At 61.6% G+C, this 19216-nt stretch carries 19 protein-coding genes and 1 pseudogene; 7 read left to right on the top strand and 13 right to left on the bottom strand.

Going from position 1 to position 19216, the window contains the following annotated elements:
• Genes AB4Z43_RS15540 through AB4Z43_RS15530 form a run of 3 tightly spaced genes read left to right on the top strand, consistent with a single transcriptional unit; the run spans window position 1 to window position 2607 of the window.
• Window positions 1–783 (top strand): ABC transporter permease, encoded by a 783-nt coding sequence (locus AB4Z43_RS15540; protein ID WP_064982861.1) that lies wholly within the window; start codon window positions 1–3, stop codon window positions 781–783.
• Window positions 780–1844: an ABC transporter ATP-binding protein gene (locus tag AB4Z43_RS15535; protein ID WP_064982859.1), complete on the top strand. Its 1065-nt coding sequence runs from the start codon at window positions 780–782 to the stop codon at window positions 1842–1844. The genes AB4Z43_RS15540 and AB4Z43_RS15535 overlap by 4 nt, the downstream gene beginning before the upstream one ends.
• A gap of 1 nt (window position 1845) precedes the next feature.
• Window positions 1846–2607 (top strand): MBL fold metallo-hydrolase, encoded by a 762-nt coding sequence (locus tag AB4Z43_RS15530; protein WP_441938203.1) that lies wholly within the window; start codon window positions 1846–1848, stop codon window positions 2605–2607.
• A gap of 6 nt (window positions 2608–2613) precedes the next feature.
• On the opposite strand, the gene AB4Z43_RS15525 is transcribed toward AB4Z43_RS15530, so the two are convergent.
• The 5 genes from AB4Z43_RS15525 to AB4Z43_RS15505 form a co-directional block, all read right to left on the bottom strand.
• Window positions 2614–3339: a TetR/AcrR family transcriptional regulator gene (locus AB4Z43_RS15525; RefSeq protein WP_441938200.1), complete on the bottom strand. Its 726-nt coding sequence runs from the start codon at window positions 3337–3339 to the stop codon at window positions 2614–2616.
• A gap of 63 nt (window positions 3340–3402) precedes the next feature.
• A complete protein-coding gene (locus AB4Z43_RS15520; protein ID WP_441938198.1) occupies window positions 3403–4830 on the bottom strand; it encodes an amidase in 1428 nt (475 codons plus the stop codon).
• A gap of 96 nt (window positions 4831–4926) precedes the next feature.
• Window positions 4927–5961: an extracellular solute-binding protein gene (locus AB4Z43_RS15515; protein ID WP_019857931.1), complete on the bottom strand. Its 1035-nt coding sequence runs from the start codon at window positions 5959–5961 to the stop codon at window positions 4927–4929.
• A gap of 331 nt (window positions 5962–6292) precedes the next feature.
• On the bottom strand, window positions 6293–7264 hold the full coding sequence (locus AB4Z43_RS15510) for an NAD-dependent epimerase/dehydratase family protein (RefSeq protein WP_019857930.1): 972 nt from the start codon (window positions 7262–7264) through the stop codon (window positions 6293–6295).
• A gap of 237 nt (window positions 7265–7501) precedes the next feature.
• Window positions 7502–7804 (bottom strand): hypothetical protein, encoded by a 303-nt coding sequence (locus tag AB4Z43_RS15505; protein ID WP_019857929.1) that lies wholly within the window; start codon window positions 7802–7804, stop codon window positions 7502–7504.
• 214 nt (window positions 7805–8018) lie between these two features.
• Here AB4Z43_RS15505 and AB4Z43_RS15500 point away from each other — a divergent pair, with 214 nt between their 5' ends.
• Both AB4Z43_RS15500 and AB4Z43_RS15495 read left to right on the top strand, forming a co-directional pair.
• The gene (locus tag AB4Z43_RS15500; RefSeq protein ID WP_038646582.1) at window positions 8019–8792 is read left to right on the top strand and encodes an NAD kinase; all 774 of its coding nucleotides are present in this window, start codon (window positions 8019–8021) and stop codon (window positions 8790–8792) included.
• Window positions 8793–8984: 192 nt separating this feature from the next.
• The gene (locus tag AB4Z43_RS15495; protein ID WP_038646580.1) at window positions 8985–10577 is read left to right on the top strand and encodes a DEAD/DEAH box helicase; all 1593 of its coding nucleotides are present in this window, start codon (window positions 8985–8987) and stop codon (window positions 10575–10577) included.
• A 42-nt stretch (window positions 10578–10619) separates the two neighbouring features.
• On the opposite strand, the gene AB4Z43_RS15490 is transcribed toward AB4Z43_RS15495, so the two are convergent.
• The 5 genes from AB4Z43_RS15490 to AB4Z43_RS15470 all read right to left on the bottom strand — a co-directional run bounded on the left by AB4Z43_RS15490 (window position 10620) and on the right by AB4Z43_RS15470 (window position 14554).
• Window positions 10620–11291 (bottom strand): WbqC family protein, encoded by a 672-nt coding sequence (locus tag AB4Z43_RS15490; RefSeq protein ID WP_083246734.1) that lies wholly within the window; start codon window positions 11289–11291, stop codon window positions 10620–10622.
• Window positions 11291–12229: a hypothetical protein gene (locus tag AB4Z43_RS15485; RefSeq protein ID WP_441938195.1), complete on the bottom strand. Its 939-nt coding sequence runs from the start codon at window positions 12227–12229 to the stop codon at window positions 11291–11293. The genes AB4Z43_RS15490 and AB4Z43_RS15485 overlap by 1 nt, the downstream gene beginning before the upstream one ends.
• A 10-nt stretch (window positions 12230–12239) precedes the next feature.
• Window positions 12240–13190 carry a hypothetical protein gene (locus tag AB4Z43_RS15480; RefSeq protein WP_441938193.1) on the bottom strand — a complete coding sequence of 317 codons (951 nt, stop codon included), beginning with the start codon at window positions 13188–13190 and terminating at the stop codon, window positions 12240–12242.
• Entirely contained in the window at window positions 13190–13858 is a 669-nt protein-coding gene (locus AB4Z43_RS15475; RefSeq protein WP_441938191.1) for an acetyltransferase, read from the bottom strand. The genes AB4Z43_RS15480 and AB4Z43_RS15475 overlap by 1 nt, the downstream gene beginning before the upstream one ends.
• Window positions 13859–13921: 63 nt before the next feature.
• Complete coding sequence (locus AB4Z43_RS15470; protein ID WP_208863823.1) at window positions 13922–14554, bottom strand: class I SAM-dependent methyltransferase; 633 nt, start codon at window positions 14552–14554, stop codon at window positions 13922–13924.
• A gap of 111 nt (window positions 14555–14665) precedes the next feature.
• Between AB4Z43_RS15470 and AB4Z43_RS15465 the strand changes: the two genes are divergently transcribed.
• Complete coding sequence (locus AB4Z43_RS15465; RefSeq protein WP_083246731.1) at window positions 14666–16336, top strand: radical SAM protein; 1671 nt, start codon at window positions 14666–14668, stop codon at window positions 16334–16336.
• The gene (locus AB4Z43_RS15460) at window positions 16333–17460 is read left to right on the top strand and encodes a DegT/DnrJ/EryC1/StrS family aminotransferase (protein WP_019857920.1); all 1128 of its coding nucleotides are present in this window, start codon (window positions 16333–16335) and stop codon (window positions 17458–17460) included. The genes AB4Z43_RS15465 and AB4Z43_RS15460 overlap by 4 nt, the downstream gene beginning before the upstream one ends.
• Before the next feature lie 60 nt (window positions 17461–17520).
• Here AB4Z43_RS15460 and AB4Z43_RS15455 read toward each other — a convergent pair.
• The 3 genes and pseudogenes from AB4Z43_RS15455 to AB4Z43_RS15445 form a co-directional block, all read right to left on the bottom strand.
• Window positions 17521–17676, bottom strand: a pseudogene (locus AB4Z43_RS15455) (OmpA family protein); the annotation flags it as partial.
• Window positions 17677–17692: 16 nt separating this feature from the next.
• The gene (locus tag AB4Z43_RS15450; protein WP_027046797.1) at window positions 17693–18301 is read right to left on the bottom strand and encodes a hypothetical protein; all 609 of its coding nucleotides are present in this window, start codon (window positions 18299–18301) and stop codon (window positions 17693–17695) included.
• Window positions 18302–18546: 245 nt separating this feature from the next.
• Window positions 18547–19197, bottom strand: a complete 651-nt coding sequence (locus tag AB4Z43_RS15445; protein WP_441938188.1) for an OmpA family protein — start codon at window positions 19195–19197, stop codon at window positions 18547–18549.
• Window positions 19198–19216 lie beyond the last annotated feature (19 nt).

Raw genomic sequence — 19216 nt, 5'->3', positions numbered from 1 at the left:
ATGCGCCAGGTGGTCCGCGTTGTTTCCTGGCTCTATGCGCTTGCCGTCTACGGCTTCATCTTCGTGCCTGTTGTCGTGCTGGTGCTGTTCTCGCTGCAAGCGACCTCCTTCCCCATTCCTCCCTTCACCGGCCCGTCGCTGCGCTGGTATGAGGCGGTGCTCTCGGATGTCAGGCTGACCTCGGCGCTGGTCAATTCTCTGCTGGTGGCGTCGATCTCCTCGGCCACCGCCGTCACGCTCGGCTTTCTCTCCGCCTGGGGTTTCGCGCGCTTCGTGCTGCCGGGCTCCGGCCTGCTGCGCGGCCTGATCACGCTGCCGCTGACGGTCAGCTATCTCATCATCGGCATGGGGCTGCTGGTGCTGTTCAACTGGGCCGGCTTGCCGAAATCGCTGCTTGCCGCCGGCATCGGCCATGTCGTGATCAACCTGCCGCTATGCTTTGCCATCATCTACAGCCAGATGGGCGATCACCAGATCAACATCGAGCGCGCGGCGCGCGATCTTGGCGCGCCGGAATGGAAGGTGCTGCTCTTGATCACCGTGCCGGTGATGGCGCCCGCCATCTTCGCAGGCTTCTTCCTGTCGATGACCTTCTCCTGGGACGAGTTCGTGATCTCCTTCCTGCTGACCCGCTTCGACACCACGCTGCCCGTGGAGATCTGGAACCTGCTGCGCTCGGGCCTCAATCCCAAGACCAACGCCGTCGGTTCGCTGGTCTTCGCCGTTTCCATCGTGCTGGTCGTGCTGTTCGAACTGACATTGTTGCGCCGGAGAAAGACATGACCGCGCCTCTGGTCGATATCCGCGCGGTCTCGCACCGTTTCGGGCAGCTGGCCGTGCTAAAAGATGTCTCGCTGCGGATCGAGCCCGGCAGCTACACCATCCTGCTTGGGCCGTCGGGCTCGGGCAAGACGACGCTGTTGTCCATCCTGGGCGGCTTCGTCACGCCCAGCGAAGGCAAGGTGTTCATCCGCGGCGAGGACTGCACCGCGGTGCCGCCGGCCAGGCGCCCGACGACGACCGTGTTCCAGGACTATGCGCTGTTTCCGCATATGAGCGTCGGCGGCAATGTCGGCTTCGGGTTGCGCATGCAGGGCGTCGACGGCGCGACACGCGCCGCAAAGGCGCGCGAGGCGCTGGCGCTGGTGGGGCTGGCCTCCGCCTTCGACAAGAAGCCGCACCAGCTCTCCGGCGGGCAAAGGCAGCGCGTGGCGCTGGCGCGGGCGCTGGTCATCGAGCCGGCGGTGCTGCTGCTGGACGAGCCGCTCGGCGCGCTTGATCTGAAACTGCGCCGGCAGATGCAGGACGAGCTGAAGGCGATCCAGAAGCGCGTCGGCACCGCCTTCGTCCACGTCACCCACGATCAGGAAGAAGCGATGGCGCTGGCCGACCATTGCGTGGTGATGAATGACGGCCGCATCGAGGACGAAGGGCCGCCCGAGCGCGTCTATGCCAGGCCGGCGACGCGTTTTTCGGCGACCTTCATGGGCGAAAGCACGATCCTTGCCGGCAAAGTCACGGAAGCCAAGGACAGGACAAGCACCGTCACGACGCCGGCCGGCCCGGTTTTGGTGCGCGGCGCCTTGCCTGTGGGTTCGGCCGTCGCATTGGCCATCCGGCCGGAGCATCTCATGCTCGGCGGGACTGCCGGCACCGCAAGTCTCGGCATGGCAAAGGTGAGCGATGTGGTCTTCCAGGGCAGTTTCAAGCGCGTGCTTGCCGTCTCCGTCGAAGACGCCTCGCTGCAATTCATCGCCAAGCTGCCAGCATCAGCCACCGTCCAGCCCGGCGACACCGTTGCCGTTTCGTGCGATACCGACCAGATCATCGTCTTGGCGGACTGAAATGGGATCTCTTCCGGTCATCGGTGCACCAGGCTGGTACGAGACCATCCGCATGGCCGACGGCGTCACGCTGATCCATGAGCCGTGGATAAAACCGTTCTTCCGCTGCAACATCTGGCATGTGCGCGGCCGCGACCGCGACCTTCTGTTCGACACCGGTCTCGGCCATTTCAGCCTGCGCACACATGTGCCGCTGGTCACCGAACGCAAGCTGACCTGCGTCGCCAGCCATACGCATTTCGACCATATTGGCTGCCATCACGAATTTCCTGACCGCTGCGTGCACCGGGCCGAAGCAGAAATCCTCGCCGATCCGCGCAACGAGTGGACGGTGGCTGACCGCTATGCGACCGACGATATGTTCGACGGATTGCCGCAAGGCTGGGAGTCGTCCCGTTACCGGATCCTGCCTGCCCCGGCTGACCGCCTGCTCGGCCATGGCGATGTCATCGATCTCGGCGACCGCGCCTTCGAGGTGATCCACACACCGGGCCATTCACCCGGCGGCATCGCACTCTACGAGAAGAAGACCGGCATGCTGTTGTCCGGCGACATCATCTATGACGGCCCGCTGATCGACGACGTCTACCATTCGGATATGTCGGACTATGTCGAGACACTGCTCGCCATGCGCGATCTCGACGTCTCGGTCGTGCATGGCGGCCATTTCCCGAGTTTCGGCAAGGTGCGCTACCGCCAGCTGATCGACGAGTACCTGGCGCAGAAACGCCAGGCCGGCTGCCACCTGCGGCAGCGCCCCTGAGAACAGCTACGGCATCAATTCAAAATGCCGCGGAAATGCCTGATGCAGCAGGAGCAGCATGGTCTTGCGCAGCACATTGGTGTCGCGGCTCGACGGGTTCAGATGGTCCCAGTACCATGCGCCGTGAACCAGATAATTCAGGCTCTCCGACAAGGTGTTGATGTCGACACCGGTATACCCTGCGCTGCGCGAAATCTCGATCAGCAGTTCGCGCGCTTCGGCGGTGTAGGCGAGATCGCTCGGCAGGCCGATCTCGTTGTAGATCTGCATGCTCTTGCGGTCGCTTGAGAACACGACAAAGACCGACACCCATTTGGGATGCTGCCGGGCGAAACGCTGCGCACAATCGACGGCGCCCAGCAGCCGTTCGACCGGCGACAGGCCGGGCGCCCGCACCAGGCTGATCCACAGCGCGTCATACTGATCGCTGAGATACTGAAGCACGGCGCGGAACAGGTTTTCCTTGCTGCGGAAATGAAAGACGACCAGCGCATTGGACGAGCCGACATGTTCGGCGATACGCTGCATGGTGAGGCTTGCCAGGCCCTCCTCCGCGATGAGCTCGATCGTGGCGTCGATGATGCGCTGTACGCTGGCTTCGCCGCGCTCGCGTCGGCGGTCCTTCGGCGGCGCGGCATCGTTTGCCGCGCCCTTGGTCGTCGCGAGCTTGCGTTTCTCCGGCTTTGCGGTTGCCTTGCGTTGCGCCATTTTCGTCAGGCCTTTCGGACCCACGGCGGAATATCCCGCCGCACAGATTGCTTGCCATGTGCCACGCCGGCTGATCCCGAAAATCGCTCAGAGCGACGGGCGTGTCCCAGTGTTCCCATACCATTGCCCCCGAGCCGTTTCATAGGCCAGTCCGGCCCGGAAGACATCGGCGTCGCTATAGGTGCGGCCGACGATCTGGATGCCAGTCGGCACGCCGCTGGCGGCGCGGCCCGACGGTATGGAGAGAACCGGGCAACGGCTCAGCATGTTGAAGGGCGTCGTCATCACCCAGCCCAGCGAAGGGTTCACCTCCCTGCCGTTGATCTCCACCCTGTCCCTGGTCTGGTCGAACTCCGCCGGTACCGCGGGCAGCGCGTTTGTCGGGCAGATCAGCACATTATAGGTCTCCAGCAGCGGGCCGAGCGTCTGGTACATCCTGGCCGCCACGTCCAGTGTCGCGACGAAGTCGGTGGCCTTGGACTTTTGCCCGTCCTCGGCAAAGCGTCGGGCATAGCTAGTCATGTCGCTGGCGTGCTCCGCAAGCAGTTGCGACAACGACGCGCCGAACAGGTGTTCGAGATACGCCATTCCGGCCTTGAGCACCCCGCCGTCCCAGCCAAGATCGACTTCCTCGACCGTGGCGCCGAGCGAGCGGAACACATCGCAGGCGGCGAGCGTGTTCTTGCGCACGTCGGGGTCGACCTCGAAGGAGCCGAGATCCATGGAGAAGGCTATTCTCCAGCCTTTGATCGGCTTGTAGTCGAGCGGCAGGCGCAGCTTGGGACGCAGCGTGGCGATGTCGAGCGGGCTCGGTCCCGCCATGACGTTCTGCAGCAGGATGGCATCCCTGACGTTTCGCGCCAGCGGCCCGGTGTGGCAGTAGAAATCGAGGTTGAAGGGCGGCTCGTCGGGATTGCGGCCGTAAGGCGGCTTGTAGCCGACGAGACCGCAGGCCGAGGCCGGAATGCGGATCGATCCGGCAATATCCGAACCGGTGGCGATCGATGATGTTCCCGAAGCGAGCGTTGCCGCAGCACCACCCGACGAACCGCCCGGCGTAAAATCGCGATTCCATGGATTGCGGGTGACGCCCCACCGCTTCGACCAGGTGTAGCCCGCGCAGCTGAATTCCGGCGTCGCCGTGCGGGCATGCACGATGCCGCCGGCCTTCATGATGCGCTCGTTCATTGTCGAGGTGTGGCCGCTTACGGCATCCCTGGAAAGCAGCGAGCCGTGCGAGGTCGGCTTGCCCTTGATGTAGCTCTCATCCTTGATGCCGATCGGCAGGCCTTCCAGCGCGCCGGTCCTGGCGCTCCTGGCGTATTTCGCCTCGGCCCTGGCGGCCAGCTTCATCGCCTCTTCGAAATGCGTGAAGGTAAAGCAGTTGATCGACGATCTGGTGGCTTCGGCGCGGCGAATGGTGGCCTGCATCAATTCGACGGGCGAGAGTTTCTTCGCCTTGAACAGCCGCAGCGCCTCATGGGCCGGCATGTAGCAGAGGTCGAGATCGGACATTGGAAGTCTCCTGCGATCGCGAGACCGCACCTGGCATGGAGGGTGTCGGACCGCACGCTGCGGCCCGGTGACTGTGGTTGGGTTGGTCCGGCGACGCTATTTCTGGAGGTCGGTCCAGATCTTCGTATAGAGCGCCTGCACATCCGATGGACAGGCCGGCATGAACTGGCCCTTGGCGGCAAATTCAGCCGGAACGTCCACTTCCGGCGCCGTCTTCATGTCGTCCGGCATGAAAGCCTCGGACCCCTTGATGCCGTTGGCGTAGCGGGCGAAAGCCGAGATCATCGCGGCATTCTTCGGATCCATGATGAAATTCTGGAACAGCTTGGCGTTCTCGACATTCTTGGCGTCCTTGAGCACGGCGACATTGTCCATCCAGATCGGAAAACCTTCCTTGGGATAGCCGTAGACGATCTTGTCGTTCTGCAGCCGCTGGCGCAGCGAAATGCCGTTCCAGTTGACGCCGGCGGCAATGTCGCCCCTGCCCAGGCCGTCGACGGCCGCGTAGTCGAGCGAGAGCCATTTCGCCTTGGCCTCGACCAGCTTGTCGTGCACCTTCTTCAGTACCTGCATATCGTTGGTGCAATATTTGCCGCCCTCATAGGCGATGGCGAGGAACATGATGTCCCCCATTTCGGGCACGACATTGATCTTGCCGACAAGCTCCGGCGGCGGGTCGAGGAAAATCGCCGAGGTGTTCGGGTCGCCGGAATACACCGACTTGTTCACCGAAATGCCTGTCGTGCCCCACTGCCACGGAACAGTGTATTTGCGGCCCGGATCGAAGGGAACGTCGACCCATCGCGGATCGACATTCTTGAAATTCTCCATCTTGTTGGGTTCGGTCTCCAGGAGCAGGCCTTCGCTGATCCAGACCGGCACGACGCTGGCCGACGGCACGACGATGTCATAGCCGGACGCACCCTGGCGAACCTTGGCCAATGCGGTGTCGTTGGAATCATAGTCGGTGACGGTGACCTTGACCTTGTAGGTCTCCTCGAACTTCTTGATGAGGTCAGGGCTGGTGTAGTTGCCCCAATTGTAGATGTTGAGTTCGCCATCGGCGCGGGCAACGCCGGTTGCGGCGAGCAGCGACAGCCCGACGGCCGCCGCGGTCAGTTTCCAGTTCATGCTAGTGCTCCCATTGTTGGGACCGGCCGCGTCGCCGCCTCGGTCCGTCTCCTGCTGATGAACAAGCCTGGCTGTGCCCTTCGGCCCAAGGCGGGCCGCTGGCTGTCAAAATATTCCCCTTTTCGCGGCCATTCACCGGCGGAATGCCAGCTGGCCGACTTGGTCGTCTGCGTTACGATTATTTATAACTAACTATACAGTCAATATCTTTTCGCGGACATTGCCGCGGCTGGCCCAGTTGTCCTGGACAACGCAGCAAGCTGAGACCGGAATGGCAGGCGGCACGGGTATCTCTTTCGCGCTCGGTATGACCGCCCAGAATTTCGGCTTTTCAGGCGCTTGCCGCCGATCTGTCCTCAGTCACAATCCGTCGCCGGTACCACTCGAAGGTGCGCCGGATCCCTTCCTGATAGCCGGTCGTCGCCTCCCATCCGGGAAGAACCTGCCTTACCAGGGTCAAGTCCGGGCAGCGGTTTGTCGGATCCTGCGGAATTGGCGCACGGTGTTCGATGCGGCTGCCTGGAACAAGCGAGCAGACGAATTTCGCGATACCGAGAACCGAGACCTCGCGATTGTTGCCGATGTTCAGGGGTCCTCGGTATGCGATGCTGTCGCGCCAAAAGAAACGTTCCAGGCCATCGACGATATCGTCCACATACCCCCAACTGCGCGATTGGGAGCCGTCGCCATGGACGGTCAGGATTCCCGTGGTCAGGGCTTGGCAGACAAAATTCGAAACGGCGCGGCCGTCATCGATGCGCGTTCGCGGCCCATAGGTGTTGAACAGCCTGACGACGCGCACATCGAGCCCGCTGACGCGTTGCTCTTCGAAAAGCAGCGCCTCGGTGCAGCGCTTGCTCTCGTCATAGGAGGCCCGTGGCCCGGTGCAGTCCACGGATCCCCGGTAGCTCTCCGGTTGCGGCGACATCAGGGGATCGCCATAGACTTCCGAGGTCGAGGCGAAGCAGAAGCGACCGCCGGGCCTGAGCAGCGACAGAAGATTGAGCGCGCCGCCTATATTGGCTTTGATCGTGCGCGCCGGCTCGCGCATGTACCATACGGGCGAAGCCGGTGACGCCAGATGGATGATCTCATCGAAATGCTGGCTGGTCGTGAAGCTTTCGGCATCGGCAATCCGCAAGCTGAGCCGCGGGTCCGAGACATGGGCAATGTTGTCGCGCGATCCGGTCCACAGATTGTCGACGATGACCAGCGTTTCCAGATCCTCACGCAGCAGCAGACGATCGACAAGATGGGAGCCGAGAAAGCCGCAGCCACCAGAAACCAACACGCTGTGCGGCATGCGCGCTCCCCTTCAGAAACACGGCCGGTCAACGCGCCGCAACGCTTGTTTCCCAAAACGACGGGAACAGGATCCTATCCGGATAGGACACGCCTTCTACCAGTGCTTTCGTCGATGCCGCAATTGCAACGATCAAACTTGCGCCAGCCAGGGCTCCGGTCGCCCAAGCATGAAACTGTCGCTCGGGATCGGCCGAGCGTCGGCGGTATCTACAGACGAATGGCGTATTCCGGCGACCTATAGTGCCCGTTGCGGGCAAGGCATTCCGGCGGCATCGCCGCAGCGCGACGCTGTCGGCAGCGGTCTCATGCTCATATTTTCCGACTGGCGCACAAGCTCGGCGAAGACCAGGGCGAAGCTACCCAGCATGACAAAGACGATGATCAGGCGTGCTACCGGCAATATGTCGGCCTCGTCTGGCTGGTGCGTGTCCCCGGAGGAGGCATGCGCACAAAACAAAACTGCCGCAACGTCCTTTTGGCATCCCAAAGGATACAGCGGTGCTGCGGGCGCCCCCACGCCATTCATGCCGGCTAACATGATCGTTCCGCCTTTACGAGACTTTAAGCCCCGCCTTAACCATCACATTCGCTCGTGCACTGTCATGAAGCGCGATCCGCAGGTTCGGCCGATGCCCGCGCGGCATGCCTAGCGTGCCGGCACAACGGCTCTCTTTGCAGACCTGCCCACCCCGTGCTACCCCGGCGCGGATGCGGCCAGACTGCCGCCGCCAATCGGTCGCGATCGGGGAGCCATGAGCACAGCCGCCAACAGCATCGCCTTCGTCTCGTCCGACACAGCAGACGCCAAGGCGGCGCTGGAAAGTCTGTCGGCGCGCTATGGCCAGTGTTCGGTCGCCGAGGCCGCGGTTGTGGTGGCCCTGGGCGGCGACGGCTTCCTGCTGCAGACCTTGCGCGACACGATGGGAACGGGAAAGAAGGTCTACGGCATGAACCGTGGCACCATCGGGTTCCTGATGAATGAGTACCGTTCAGGAGGGCTCACCGAGCGCATCGCGGCCGCGGTCGCCGAAACCATCCGGCCGCTGGAAATGCTGGCCGTCACCTCGGAAGGCGAAACCGTCTCGGCGCTGGCGATCAACGAGGTTGCGCTGTGGCGCCAATCCTACCAGACGGCCAAGATCCGCATCAGCGTCGATGACCAAATACGGCTCGAGGAACTCAGCTGCGATGGCGTCATGATCGCGACGCCGGCCGGATCCACCGCCTACAATCTTTCAGCGCATGGCCCGATTCTGCCGCTCGACGCGCCGCTCCTGGCACTGACGCCGGTCAGCCCGTTTCGCCCGCGCCGCTGGCGTGGCGCATTGCTCTCCAACAAGGCGACCGTGCGCTTCGATATTCTGGAGCCGGAAAAGCGGCCGGTAAACGCCGCGGCGGACCATACGGAGGTCAAGGCGGTGACCTCGGTAACGGTGCGGGAGTCGCCGGCGGCGACGGCAACCTTGCTGTTCGACCCCAATCACTCCTGGAACGAGCGCATCCTTGCTGAGCAGTTCCGTTACTGAGCCGACACAGAGACAAGCGGCCGGATTAAGCATCGCGATTAAGGTTACAGCTTCACAATCGCGCCAATCCCGCCCGTTTCTGTTGACAAATCGCGGCCTTGCGCCTAATCGCAATGCCAATCTTGCAAGCGCGTGGCGCTTGCCGCGACGAATAACGTTGCGCCTCCCCGAACCAGCCAAAGACAACAACACTTGTCCTCAGACACCACGATCGCTCAAGAAGCGTTGACCTTTTCAGACCTCGGCCTGTCGCCGAAGGTGCTTTCCGCAGTTACCGATGCCGGCTACACGCAGCCGACACCGATCCAGGCCGGTGCCATCCCGCACGCCTTGCTCGGCAAGGACGTGCTGGGCATAGCCCAGACCGGCACCGGCAAGACAGCCTCCTTCGTGCTGCCGATGCTGACCCGGCTGGAAAAGGGCCGCGCCCGCGCCCGCATGCCGCGCACGCTGATTCTCGAACCGACGCGCGAGCTTGCCGCGCAGGTCGAGGAAAACTTCGTCAAATACGGCAAGAACCACAAGCTCAACATCGCGCTTCTGATCGGCGGCGTGTCGTTCGACGAGCAGGACAAGAAGCTGGAGCGCGGCGCCGACGTGCTGATCGCGACGCCTGGCCGCCTGCTCGACCATCGCGAGCGCGGCAAGCTTCTGCTCAACGGCGTCGAGATCCTCGTCATCGACGAGGCCGACCGGATGCTCGACATGGGCTTCATTCCCGATATCGAGCGCATTTGCGAGATGATCCCCTTCACCCGGCAGACGCTGTTCTTCTCGGCGACCATGCCGCCGGAAATCACCAAGCTGACGGAAAAGTTTCTGCATGCGCCGGTGCGTGTCGAAGTTTCGAAGGCCGCGTCGGCCGCCACCAACATCATCCAGCGGCTGGTCAAATCAGGATCGAAGCCTTGGGACAAGCGCGAGACGTTGCGCAACCTCATCAAGGCCGAAGACGCTGAGTTGAAGAACGCCATCATCTTCTGCAACCGCAAGGTCGAAGTGTCGGAGCTGTTCCGCTCGCTGCTGAAGCATGATTTCGATGCCGGCGCCCTGCATGGCGACATGGACCAGCGCGCCCGCATGCAGATGTTGGCCAATTTCCGTGATGGCAAGCTGCGCTACCTCGTGGCATCGGACGTCGCCGCGCGCGGCCTCGACATCCCCGATGTCAGCCATGTCTTCAACTACGATGTGCCGATCCATGCCGAGGACTATGTCCACCGCATCGGCCGCACCGGCCGTGCCGGTCGCTCCGGCAAGTCCTTCACCATCGCGACGAAGTCCGACACCAAATACATCGACGCCATCGAACGGCTGATCGGCAACAAGATCGAATGGCATGACGGTGACCTGTCGACGGTCGTGGCCAGCGAAGGCGGTGAGGACGATGCCCCGCGCCGTGGCAAAGGCGCGCCGCGTCGCGCCGGCCGCAAGGACGACGATCGCAAGGACAGAGGCGAGCGCAAGAAGGGTGGCGAACGCCGTGCCAGACACACCGGGGAAGACGCCTCGACCGTGGTCGCACAGCAAGAACAGCCCGATGTGGCTGCGACGGCCGTCGCCGATATTGGCGAGCGGCGCGCACGCAAGGAGGCGATCCGTTCGGAAAACACCGAACGCAAATCCTCCGATCGCAACGAACAGCGGGCACCGGAACGCGGTGACACCAGGCCGCAGCGAGACAACAGTCGTCCTGCCCGCCATCGCCACCAGGAAGACAACGACACCACCGTTGGCTTCGGCGACGACATGCCGGCCTTCATGCGCATCGTCGCCAAGGTCTGACTGGGCCAAGCTTGAAATAGCCGCCAAGTGATCGGCAAACGATCACTTGGCCAATTGGCACGTCTTTCGGATATCATCGCGAAGGTCGGCAAGGCCGTTGCCTAACAAGGCAGGCAAGATGTGCGGGAACCTTCCTGCATAGGGCACGAGAAATCGAAGATCTATACCTGCCTGCTGAAAGGCATCGCGTGAATAAAGGCTACGTCCGCCTGGAGCATTGATGTAGCGCTGGCCGCCAAGTGCCTGAACGATGGCGATCACGCGGGCTTGTGCACGCAAGGCAGGATCGATGCCGAGGCGGGAGCTGCGAACGACATCCGGTCTGAGTTGAAGCGCATCGGCCGTTAGCCGAAGACCCTCCTCGAGAAAATCTGTCACGTCGCCAAGGGCCCCGGTCAGGTGGCCGTTGATCTGCTCTGCCGCTGGCGTCCGCGCTTGGCCTGGCAGGCCGAAGACAGCCAGCCGCTTGTCCAAGGTGGTTCGGGCATCGTTCGCCCAGCGCAGGTCCTTTATCAGCGCGTCGAAAGGCATCGGCGCAACCGGCAATGTCAGCCAGTGTCCCGGCGTCATTTCGCAGCGGTGCACCCTTCCCCGGCGCGCGAACTGAACATCGTCGAAAACAACGAAGATGTCGCTCGCGGCCATCAGGCGGAAATAACCCGCATAGGGGAAGAAGTATGGCTGCATGACAGCAATGGTGAGCTTGCCCGTCACTATGTTTCCCCTTCGCCATAGAAGAGGCGAGGCAGACTTCGAACGTGCTGCTGGAAGGCTTGCAGAACCGGAGATGCGAATGACATGTTGCAGAAAGCGTCGAATTCATCGCGCTTGCACAGGAAGCTGTGACGGTCGAACTGCTCGCGGCGAAGATAATGCAGCACCCTGATATCAGCCGCATCATGCAGCCCGTGCGCCAGCATCTCGTCCGAGTTCGGGCAGTTGTACTCCGGCCCAAGCGGCAAAGGATCGGCTCCAACCGTCAGGATCGCCAATGACAGCGCGATCTGGGCAGAAAAGAAAATGGAGGGCGTATCCTTCAAATAGTCCACTACGCGCGCCGTCAGCGGGCGGATCAATGGCTGAATAGCGGTGAATGCCATCTTGTTGAAGGCGACGAAACCATAGTTGAAATACGCTGGGCAGCCACCGAACGCTTCATCAGGCGACTGGGAATATCGGAAGTTCAGGGGCGTGTCGCCGAAGCCGAATGCCCCGAGAAGTCGGCGCCACGCGGCGTCATTTTCCGCGCCATTTCTCGAGAATGGCGAGAAATGCGCCGGCAGCCCGGCCACGGTAGGACGATCGGCGTCGCGCATGCTTTGCAGAAGGCCGTCGATAGGCCGCATCAGGCAGGCATCGGCATCGACAAGGATGATGACATCGCCGCTTGGCGGTTCGGCATAGCGGTCGAAGCCCGAGGAAAAGCCCCGATCGCTGACAGCGTGAGGCACGGGACGCCACGTCACCGGGTAGGCCGATGACCATCGATTGACGGCACTGATTTCACTGAAGTCGGCATGCCCCCCGACGGAGACCAAAATGGGGGCGGTGGCATAGGCGCCGCCGAGACTGGCCAGCGACAAAGCAGCCAGTTTGACGTTTGAAAAAAACTCCTGTTCGGGCAGGATCGGGATGCGAAATTCGAAAGTCATTCGAGCCTGCTCAAGTCAAATCGCGAGTTGCCCAGCCGATGCCGGCCTCGCCAAACCCGTTGCCATTGTAGAACATCACGTCGCCGGAGGGGCGCTGCATGATGCAGCAATAGGCCTGCATCGAGCTGTCGAATTCGCCGGCGGCCGGCGGATTGCTGAAAATCACAGGCTCGGCTCCACCGACGGTTCCGTTCCGGGTGTCCATGCGACGAGAAAACAGTCGGTAAGCTTCTTTGCCGCCAGCGCGAAAGTCCCGCCCGCGCCGGCTGTACCACAGGCGCATGCCGCCAGCCTCATTCGTGATCCAGGGGCGCGTCTGACTGATACCGTCACCAAGGTCGTCAGCGGAGACGGCGATCGATTCCGCTTCCCACACGATGGCGTCTAATGAATCACAGCTGCGCAGGACATATTCAGGCTCCCAAACGCCGTTTACCTGCGCCCAGCCGGTGCCGCTCACATACCACATGCGATAGCCGTACTTGGTCTTTCCGACGAAGGGCGTCGACACGAAATACGGATCTGCCGGACCAATGCCCCGGACCGGACCGGCGAATGCCTTCTTGAAACTCAGCCCGTCATCGCTGATGGCGAGCCCGATGGCGATCTGGAAGCTGACATCGTTGCGTGGATAAACACCCGAATAATAGAGGTGCACGCGCCCACCGATCATCAGCGCACAAGACGGCCCCAGCCCGGTGCTATCGAAGCTCCCTGGCGGGCCCCACTCCAGGAGTGGATCGAGATGCTCGTCCAACACACGCATGCCGTCTTGCGGGTCGACGTCGACGGCCAGAATGGATGACAGGTTGTCGCTGTTGCGTCCTGCGAAATAGATACGCCAAAGCCGAGGCGAAAGGGCGAGAACCGTTGGGGACTGTGCGTGACTGCCCCACCACCCTCCCGCCTTTACCGACACCAGCAATCCCCGCCGGGTCCATTTCCTCTGATGGTCGGGCATCAGCGGAACTTCATCGACTTGATACGGGCGCTGGAATAGGGCTTCGGCAGATCCGAGGGATGACGAACCACACTGTTGGGCGGCACATCGCGCCGGATCATGCAACGAGACTCAATGTAGCTTCCCGCGCCGATCGTGATGCCGTTGTCGACGCCGACCTGGCCGCCGATCAGGCTGCACGTACCGATACGGACGCCGCTCGCCAAGCCCACCTGCGACGACACGAAGCAGAAGTCCTCGAGGATGGAGTGATGACCCACATGGCTGCCGCTCCACATGATGATGCCCTCGCCGAGGCGAACAAACGGCTGCAGCGTGCAGTTTTCCAGAATGAAGCAGTTGTCGCCAACCGTCTCCGCCATATTGTGGGTCGAGGGATGGATAAAGCGCGCAAAGCCGAATCCACGCTCCCTGCCCTCCGCGTGCCTATTCCTGCGGAACTCGTTGAGATTCTGGTAGCTGAGCGGACCGAGCAGCTTGACGGCATCAGGCGGGAAGCGCTCCTCAAGCCTTTCCCAGGCGACCACGGGAAGGCCCTTGAACTCGGGTTGCGTGAGGAAGGCTTCGTCGACAGTGAACCCAACGACACGATCCTCGCCGAATCTGTCGAGATAGGCCTTGGCAACTTCAGCGAGCTGCCCTGCCCCAAAAATGACCACATCCGCCATGCCGCCCCCGTGCGCCCTTGCCTTGCATCCCTGGTCTGCTCGTCATCACCGTGGATTGTCCGGCTATGCGGCAGCCTTGTAGACGTAAACAGTGTATTCGTAGAGTCCGTAGTCGGCGCGAATGACGTGATGGCGCGACAATTGACCGACGACAAAGCGGCTGATCTGGTCATAGGGCACGTGAAAGAGATCCTCTCGCTCCCAGTCGACGTGTTTGGACATCAAGTTGAAGGCCATTCCCTTGCGTGCATACGGGAACATTTTTGCCAGCAATCCAGTCATGGCATCGAACATCGTCTCGTAGGCGATGCCGCAGCGCTCGGTGAAGACACCGTTCATGACGATGTAGTCGGCCTCGGGCACAGCTGCCCCGTCCTGCATCACGTCCAGGCAGTCAAACGCCACGCCGGGATACTTGCGCCGGCACAGGTCAACAAACCGCGCCGACAGATCGAGCCCCCGGTAGCGCACCTTGCGATCAGTCTGGCGCAGATAGTCGAGGAAATGACCAGCGCCGCAGCCGAAGTCGAGCAGGTCGACTGAGCCGCGCTCACGCATCACCTCTGCCATCACGCGATAACGCGTCGCTGCCCCTTCGGCATCGGGCCAGTCGACTCCTTTAAATGTGTCTCCGTGTCGCGCAAAACACGCCTCATAATGCGCAACAAGCGCGCTGTACGGATTTATATCAGTCAATTGTAATATCTCATGGAATTGCCCTATACGTTCGACATGGCCCTGTATATCACGCCATCAACGACATGAAACGCTGCGCCCCAGTACCTCTGGTCAGATCGGCCCAACACGATGCACAGTTCGCACATCCCTTCGCCGCGCCGGCTTCGCGTTTGTCTCATCAATCCGCGCTTCCACCCTTCCATCTGGACCCGTGATGAAGTCCTTTCCATTTTACCAGGCAGCAAGCGCAGTTGGATCGTGACGGGCTCGTTGCCGGCGCTGGCGGCCCTTGCTCCGGAGCATTGCGATGTCGTCCTGGTCGACGAGAACGTCGAGGACATCGATTTCGAGCAGCTTGGCGACTTCGACATCGTTGGCGTGACCGGCATGATCGTGCAGCGCGACCGCATGTTCGAGATCCTGGATAGGCTGCGTGATCTTCCGGTCACCGCGGTGGTCGGTGGCCCCTACGTTTCAGTGGCTGAATCGGAGTTTGTCGATCGCTGCGACGTGCGTTTCATCGGCGAAGCCGAGGAGACATGGCCGCGATTCCTTACGGCTTTCGCGCAAGACGGGGTGGTGCAACGGCGTTACGAGCAAGACGCCAAAACCAACATGGAGACCGTGCCGACGCCGCGATATGACCTGCTGAAACCCGGACGCTATATGGTAGCATCGCTGCAGTTTTCGCGCGGATGTCCATTCATGTGCGAATTCTGCGACATCATCACCATTTTCGGTCGCCGCCCGCGTCTCAAGTTACCCGCGCAGATGGTCCTCGAATTCGAGGCGATCGTGAAAGCCGGATTCAGCACCTGCTTCCTGGTCGACGACAATTTTATCGGCAACAAGGCCAAGGCCAAGGAGTTGCTGCGCGTGCTGATCGATTGGCAGCGGGCCAACAACTATCCATTGATCTTCTCCACCGAGGCCAGCATCAATCTGGGCGACGATGAGGAAATGCTCGACCTGATGCGGATGGCCAATTTCCGCCAGGTCTTTGTCGGAATCGAATCGCCTCGCGCCTCGTCATTGGCCGAAACCAGGAAGGTTCAAAACGTTCGCGGCGACTCCATGCTTGAGAAGCTGCAGCGCATCCGCGACAAGGGGCTGGTGATCCACGCCGGCTTCATCGTCGGGTTCGACGCCGACGACGAAGCGATCTTCGACGAGCAGTTTGAATTCATTCAGCAAAGCGGCATCGCGCTGGTGTCGGTCGCCGTCCTGTGTCCAATTCCAACGACGCCACTTTACGATCGGCTGAAGACCGAAGGTCGGCTGGATCTCAGCGACCCACATGTCAGCTTTCATCCCAAGAACATGACGCGCGAAGTCCTCAAGGCCGGCTACGACAGGCTGGTGCGGCGCCTGTACCAGCCGGATGCCTATTTCGATCGCCTGGTGAATGGCTACGTGGGGTCGCCAGGGTTCCGCCGCAGCCGGGCGTCCCAGGCGGCCCTGGCTGGAAGAAAACATTCCAGCCTTAGCCGGCTCGCTGAGTTGGCCGGTGCGGCTCTGATGGCTGCACGCCTTGCTCGAACCATCATTGCCAAGCGAGAGGAGATGTCGCTTGGCAGCGCGTATGTGAGGCACTGGCGCCGTAACCGTCGCCTCTGTGGCCAGGAAGCTATATCCTTTGCCAGCTTCGTATTTCTATGCGCCGATCATTGGCATTTCTATACCGTCTCGCAAAACTCAACCCGGTTCCAGATCGGCAGCAGCCGGCCCGAAACCTTGCGGCCATTGCCGGCCAATGAAGATTTATACCTCAGGATTGCCGACGGCCGTAAAGCTTCATGACAAGCAAATTATGGGATGCCGATCCCGATCCGACGCCTGATGTCCCGGTCGCGCGCCCGCGCCTGCCAACAGCGGACGACATTCTGCCCTATCTGCGCGAGATCGACGCGAACCGCTGGTACAGCAACAACGGTCCGCTGAATCAGCGCTTCCAGGAAGGTCTCAGGGCTCGCATCGCCGTGGGTCATGTCGTGTGCCTGGCAAACGCAACGCTGGGGTTGGCCCTGGCGCTGATGGCGCAGAAACCGGCAAAGGGCAGTCTCTGCATGATGCCGTCCTGGACCTTCGCCGCCAGCGCGCACGCGGCGGTCCTCGCAGGGCTCGTTCCCTGGCTTGTCGACGTCGACCTCGACACCCAGCAATTGTTGCCAGAGGCGGCGATACAACTCCTCAGGCAGGCTCCTGGCAAGGTCGGTGCCGTCATGCCGGTTATGCCGTTCGGCGGCCCGATGGATGCCGCGAACTGGGACCGGTTCAAGAGCGATACCGGTCTTGCCGTGGCAATTGACGCGGCCGCGGCCTTCGACTCGCTGACGCCATCGCGGGTTCCGGCAGTCGTCAGCCTGCATGCCACCAAGGCACTCGGCGTTGGCGAAGGCTGCTTCATTGCGTCCGACGACGGCGCTCTGATCGACGAAATTGTGAAGAAGGCCAATTTTGGTTTTGCAAATTCGCGCGAGGCGGCATCGCCGGCGTTGAATGGCAAGCTCAGTGAGTATGGCGCGGCCGTCGGCCTCGCCGCACTGGACGGTTGGACACTTACACGTGCCGCCTACCAGCGTGTTGCCAGAGGCTATTGCCGCTCGCTTGCTTCGACTTCCGGGGTGAACGTGCAGGATGGATTTGGCGAACGCTGGATATCCTCCACCGTTACCGTTGGCCTGCCGTCGGATTCGATGGAAACGGCACTCAATGTGCTGACGCAAGCCCGAATTGGTGTCCGTCGATGGTGGGGCGGCGGCCTRCATCGGCACACAGCCTTCGAACATTTTCCCAAAGTACCGCTGCCGGTCACCGAGACGCTTGTTGCGACTCAACTGGGCCTGCCTTGCTGGACAGATCTTTCGGATGAAGCAATCTCGCGTATCTGCTCCATTCTCACCGACGCGATGACAGCGGGCTGACGCAATATCTTAAGTGGGCTCACAACACAAAAACGGCCCCACGCGAGGGGCCGTTTTGTGGCCGGACAGATAGTTGGCGACCGCCAGCGCATGGCGCTGCGACAGATCGAAATTGTGCTGGTCGCTGTTGTTCGAATCGGCATGGCCGAACACGTCGACGGTCGTCCGGCGGAACTTCTTCAGGACCGACGCAACGGAATTCAGCGCCGACATGTATTGGCTTGGCCGGCCGCTACATCGGCCCAGGCATCATCTTGGTCGGCTTCTCCAGCATCGGAAAATCGGCCTTGCTGCATTTCACGTTCGGGTTCGTCGGACTGAACATGCCGTTCGGATTGTCCCTGAACAGCCAGGCGTGAAGATCGTAGTGGACGAACTCCCTCGGGATGAGCGGATAGTGTCCTTCCATCGGACCCATGAATTTCTGGCCAAACAGTGTGGGGACTTCCTTGACGTTCGGTGTCAACGGCACCAGCCACTCCACGCCGACCAACTTCAGGCCTTTCTTGGTCGGCTCGTAGATCAGCACGTTGGGCTTCATCGGGTCGAGCTTCTGGCCGACGCTTGGGACGTTGACGAAATGGACGCCCATGGCGCCTTTCGGGTAATCCATCGAGCCCGGTATCTTTTCCCCACTGTAGAAGACGCAGCCGACCGTCGACAGATAGAGGTCGCGGACAGCTGCGGTATAGTCTTCATACTTGGCCAATGATTTCTTCAAGGCTTCGATGTCGGCCTTGTTGGCGTCCTCGGCCTGAGCCGTGGCGAGCCCCAACCACAGACCCGCAATACTGGTCAAAGCGAGGACGCCGCAGCGCCCGAGGCAGGTTGTTCTTGTCATGCATTCCTCCCAGACATTTCATCTGGCCGTGCAAGACCGAGGCGGGAAAATGCTTGTTACGCGGCCAGTTGTACCGCCTCATCCCCTCTGGAACAGCGATGATGCTATTCCTTTCCGTGACTGTAGGAAAGCAGTTATTTAGCTGTTGCTAATTCTTAAGCGCGACAGCTGCAGGGTGCGATGGCCGCTCAAACAAAAACGGCCCCGCATTGGGGCCGTTTTCACATTCGTTGCGGTACAGATCGTCAGGTGAGCGGCGACAATTGGATCTCGACGCGACGGTTCTGCTCGCGGCCGGCGGCCGTCGCGTTGGATGCGATCGGCCGCGTCTTGCCGAAGCCGGTGACGGCGAAGCGGCGCTGATCGACGCCCTGACCGGACAGATAGTTGGCAACCGCCAGTGCGCGGCGCTGCGACAGATCGAAATTGTGCTGGTCGCCGCCGGTCGAATCGGTATGACCGAAAACATCGACCGTGGTCTGCTTGAATTTCTTCAGCACCAGCGCAACCGAGTTCAGCACCGGATAGAAGCCTGGCTTCACCGCATCCTGATCGACATTGAAGGTGATGTCCGACGGCATATTGAGGATGATCTGGTCACCACTGCGAGTGACGCTGACACCGGTACCCTCGAGCTGCCGGCGCAGTTCAGCTTCGTTCTGATCCATGGTGGCGCCGATGGCGCCGCCGGCCAGCGCACCGATGCCGGCGCCGATCAGCGCGTTGCGGCGGTCATTGCCGCCGGCAAGCAGACCGAGGCTGGCACCTGCCAGGGCACCGAGACCAGCACCTGCGGCCGTGTTGGAAATCTTCTGGTCGCCCGTATACGGATCCGTGGTGGTGCAGCCGCTCACGAGCAAGGCCGTCGCCACGGCGACGAGCACGGTCTTCTTCATAGATGGTCCCTCTCCAAGT

Source organism: Mesorhizobium sp. 2RAF45 (assembly GCF_052115225.1).
GTDB lineage: Bacteria > Pseudomonadota > Alphaproteobacteria > Rhizobiales > Rhizobiaceae > Mesorhizobium > Mesorhizobium jarvisii.
This window is presented reverse-complemented; position numbering and strand designations above follow the sequence as displayed.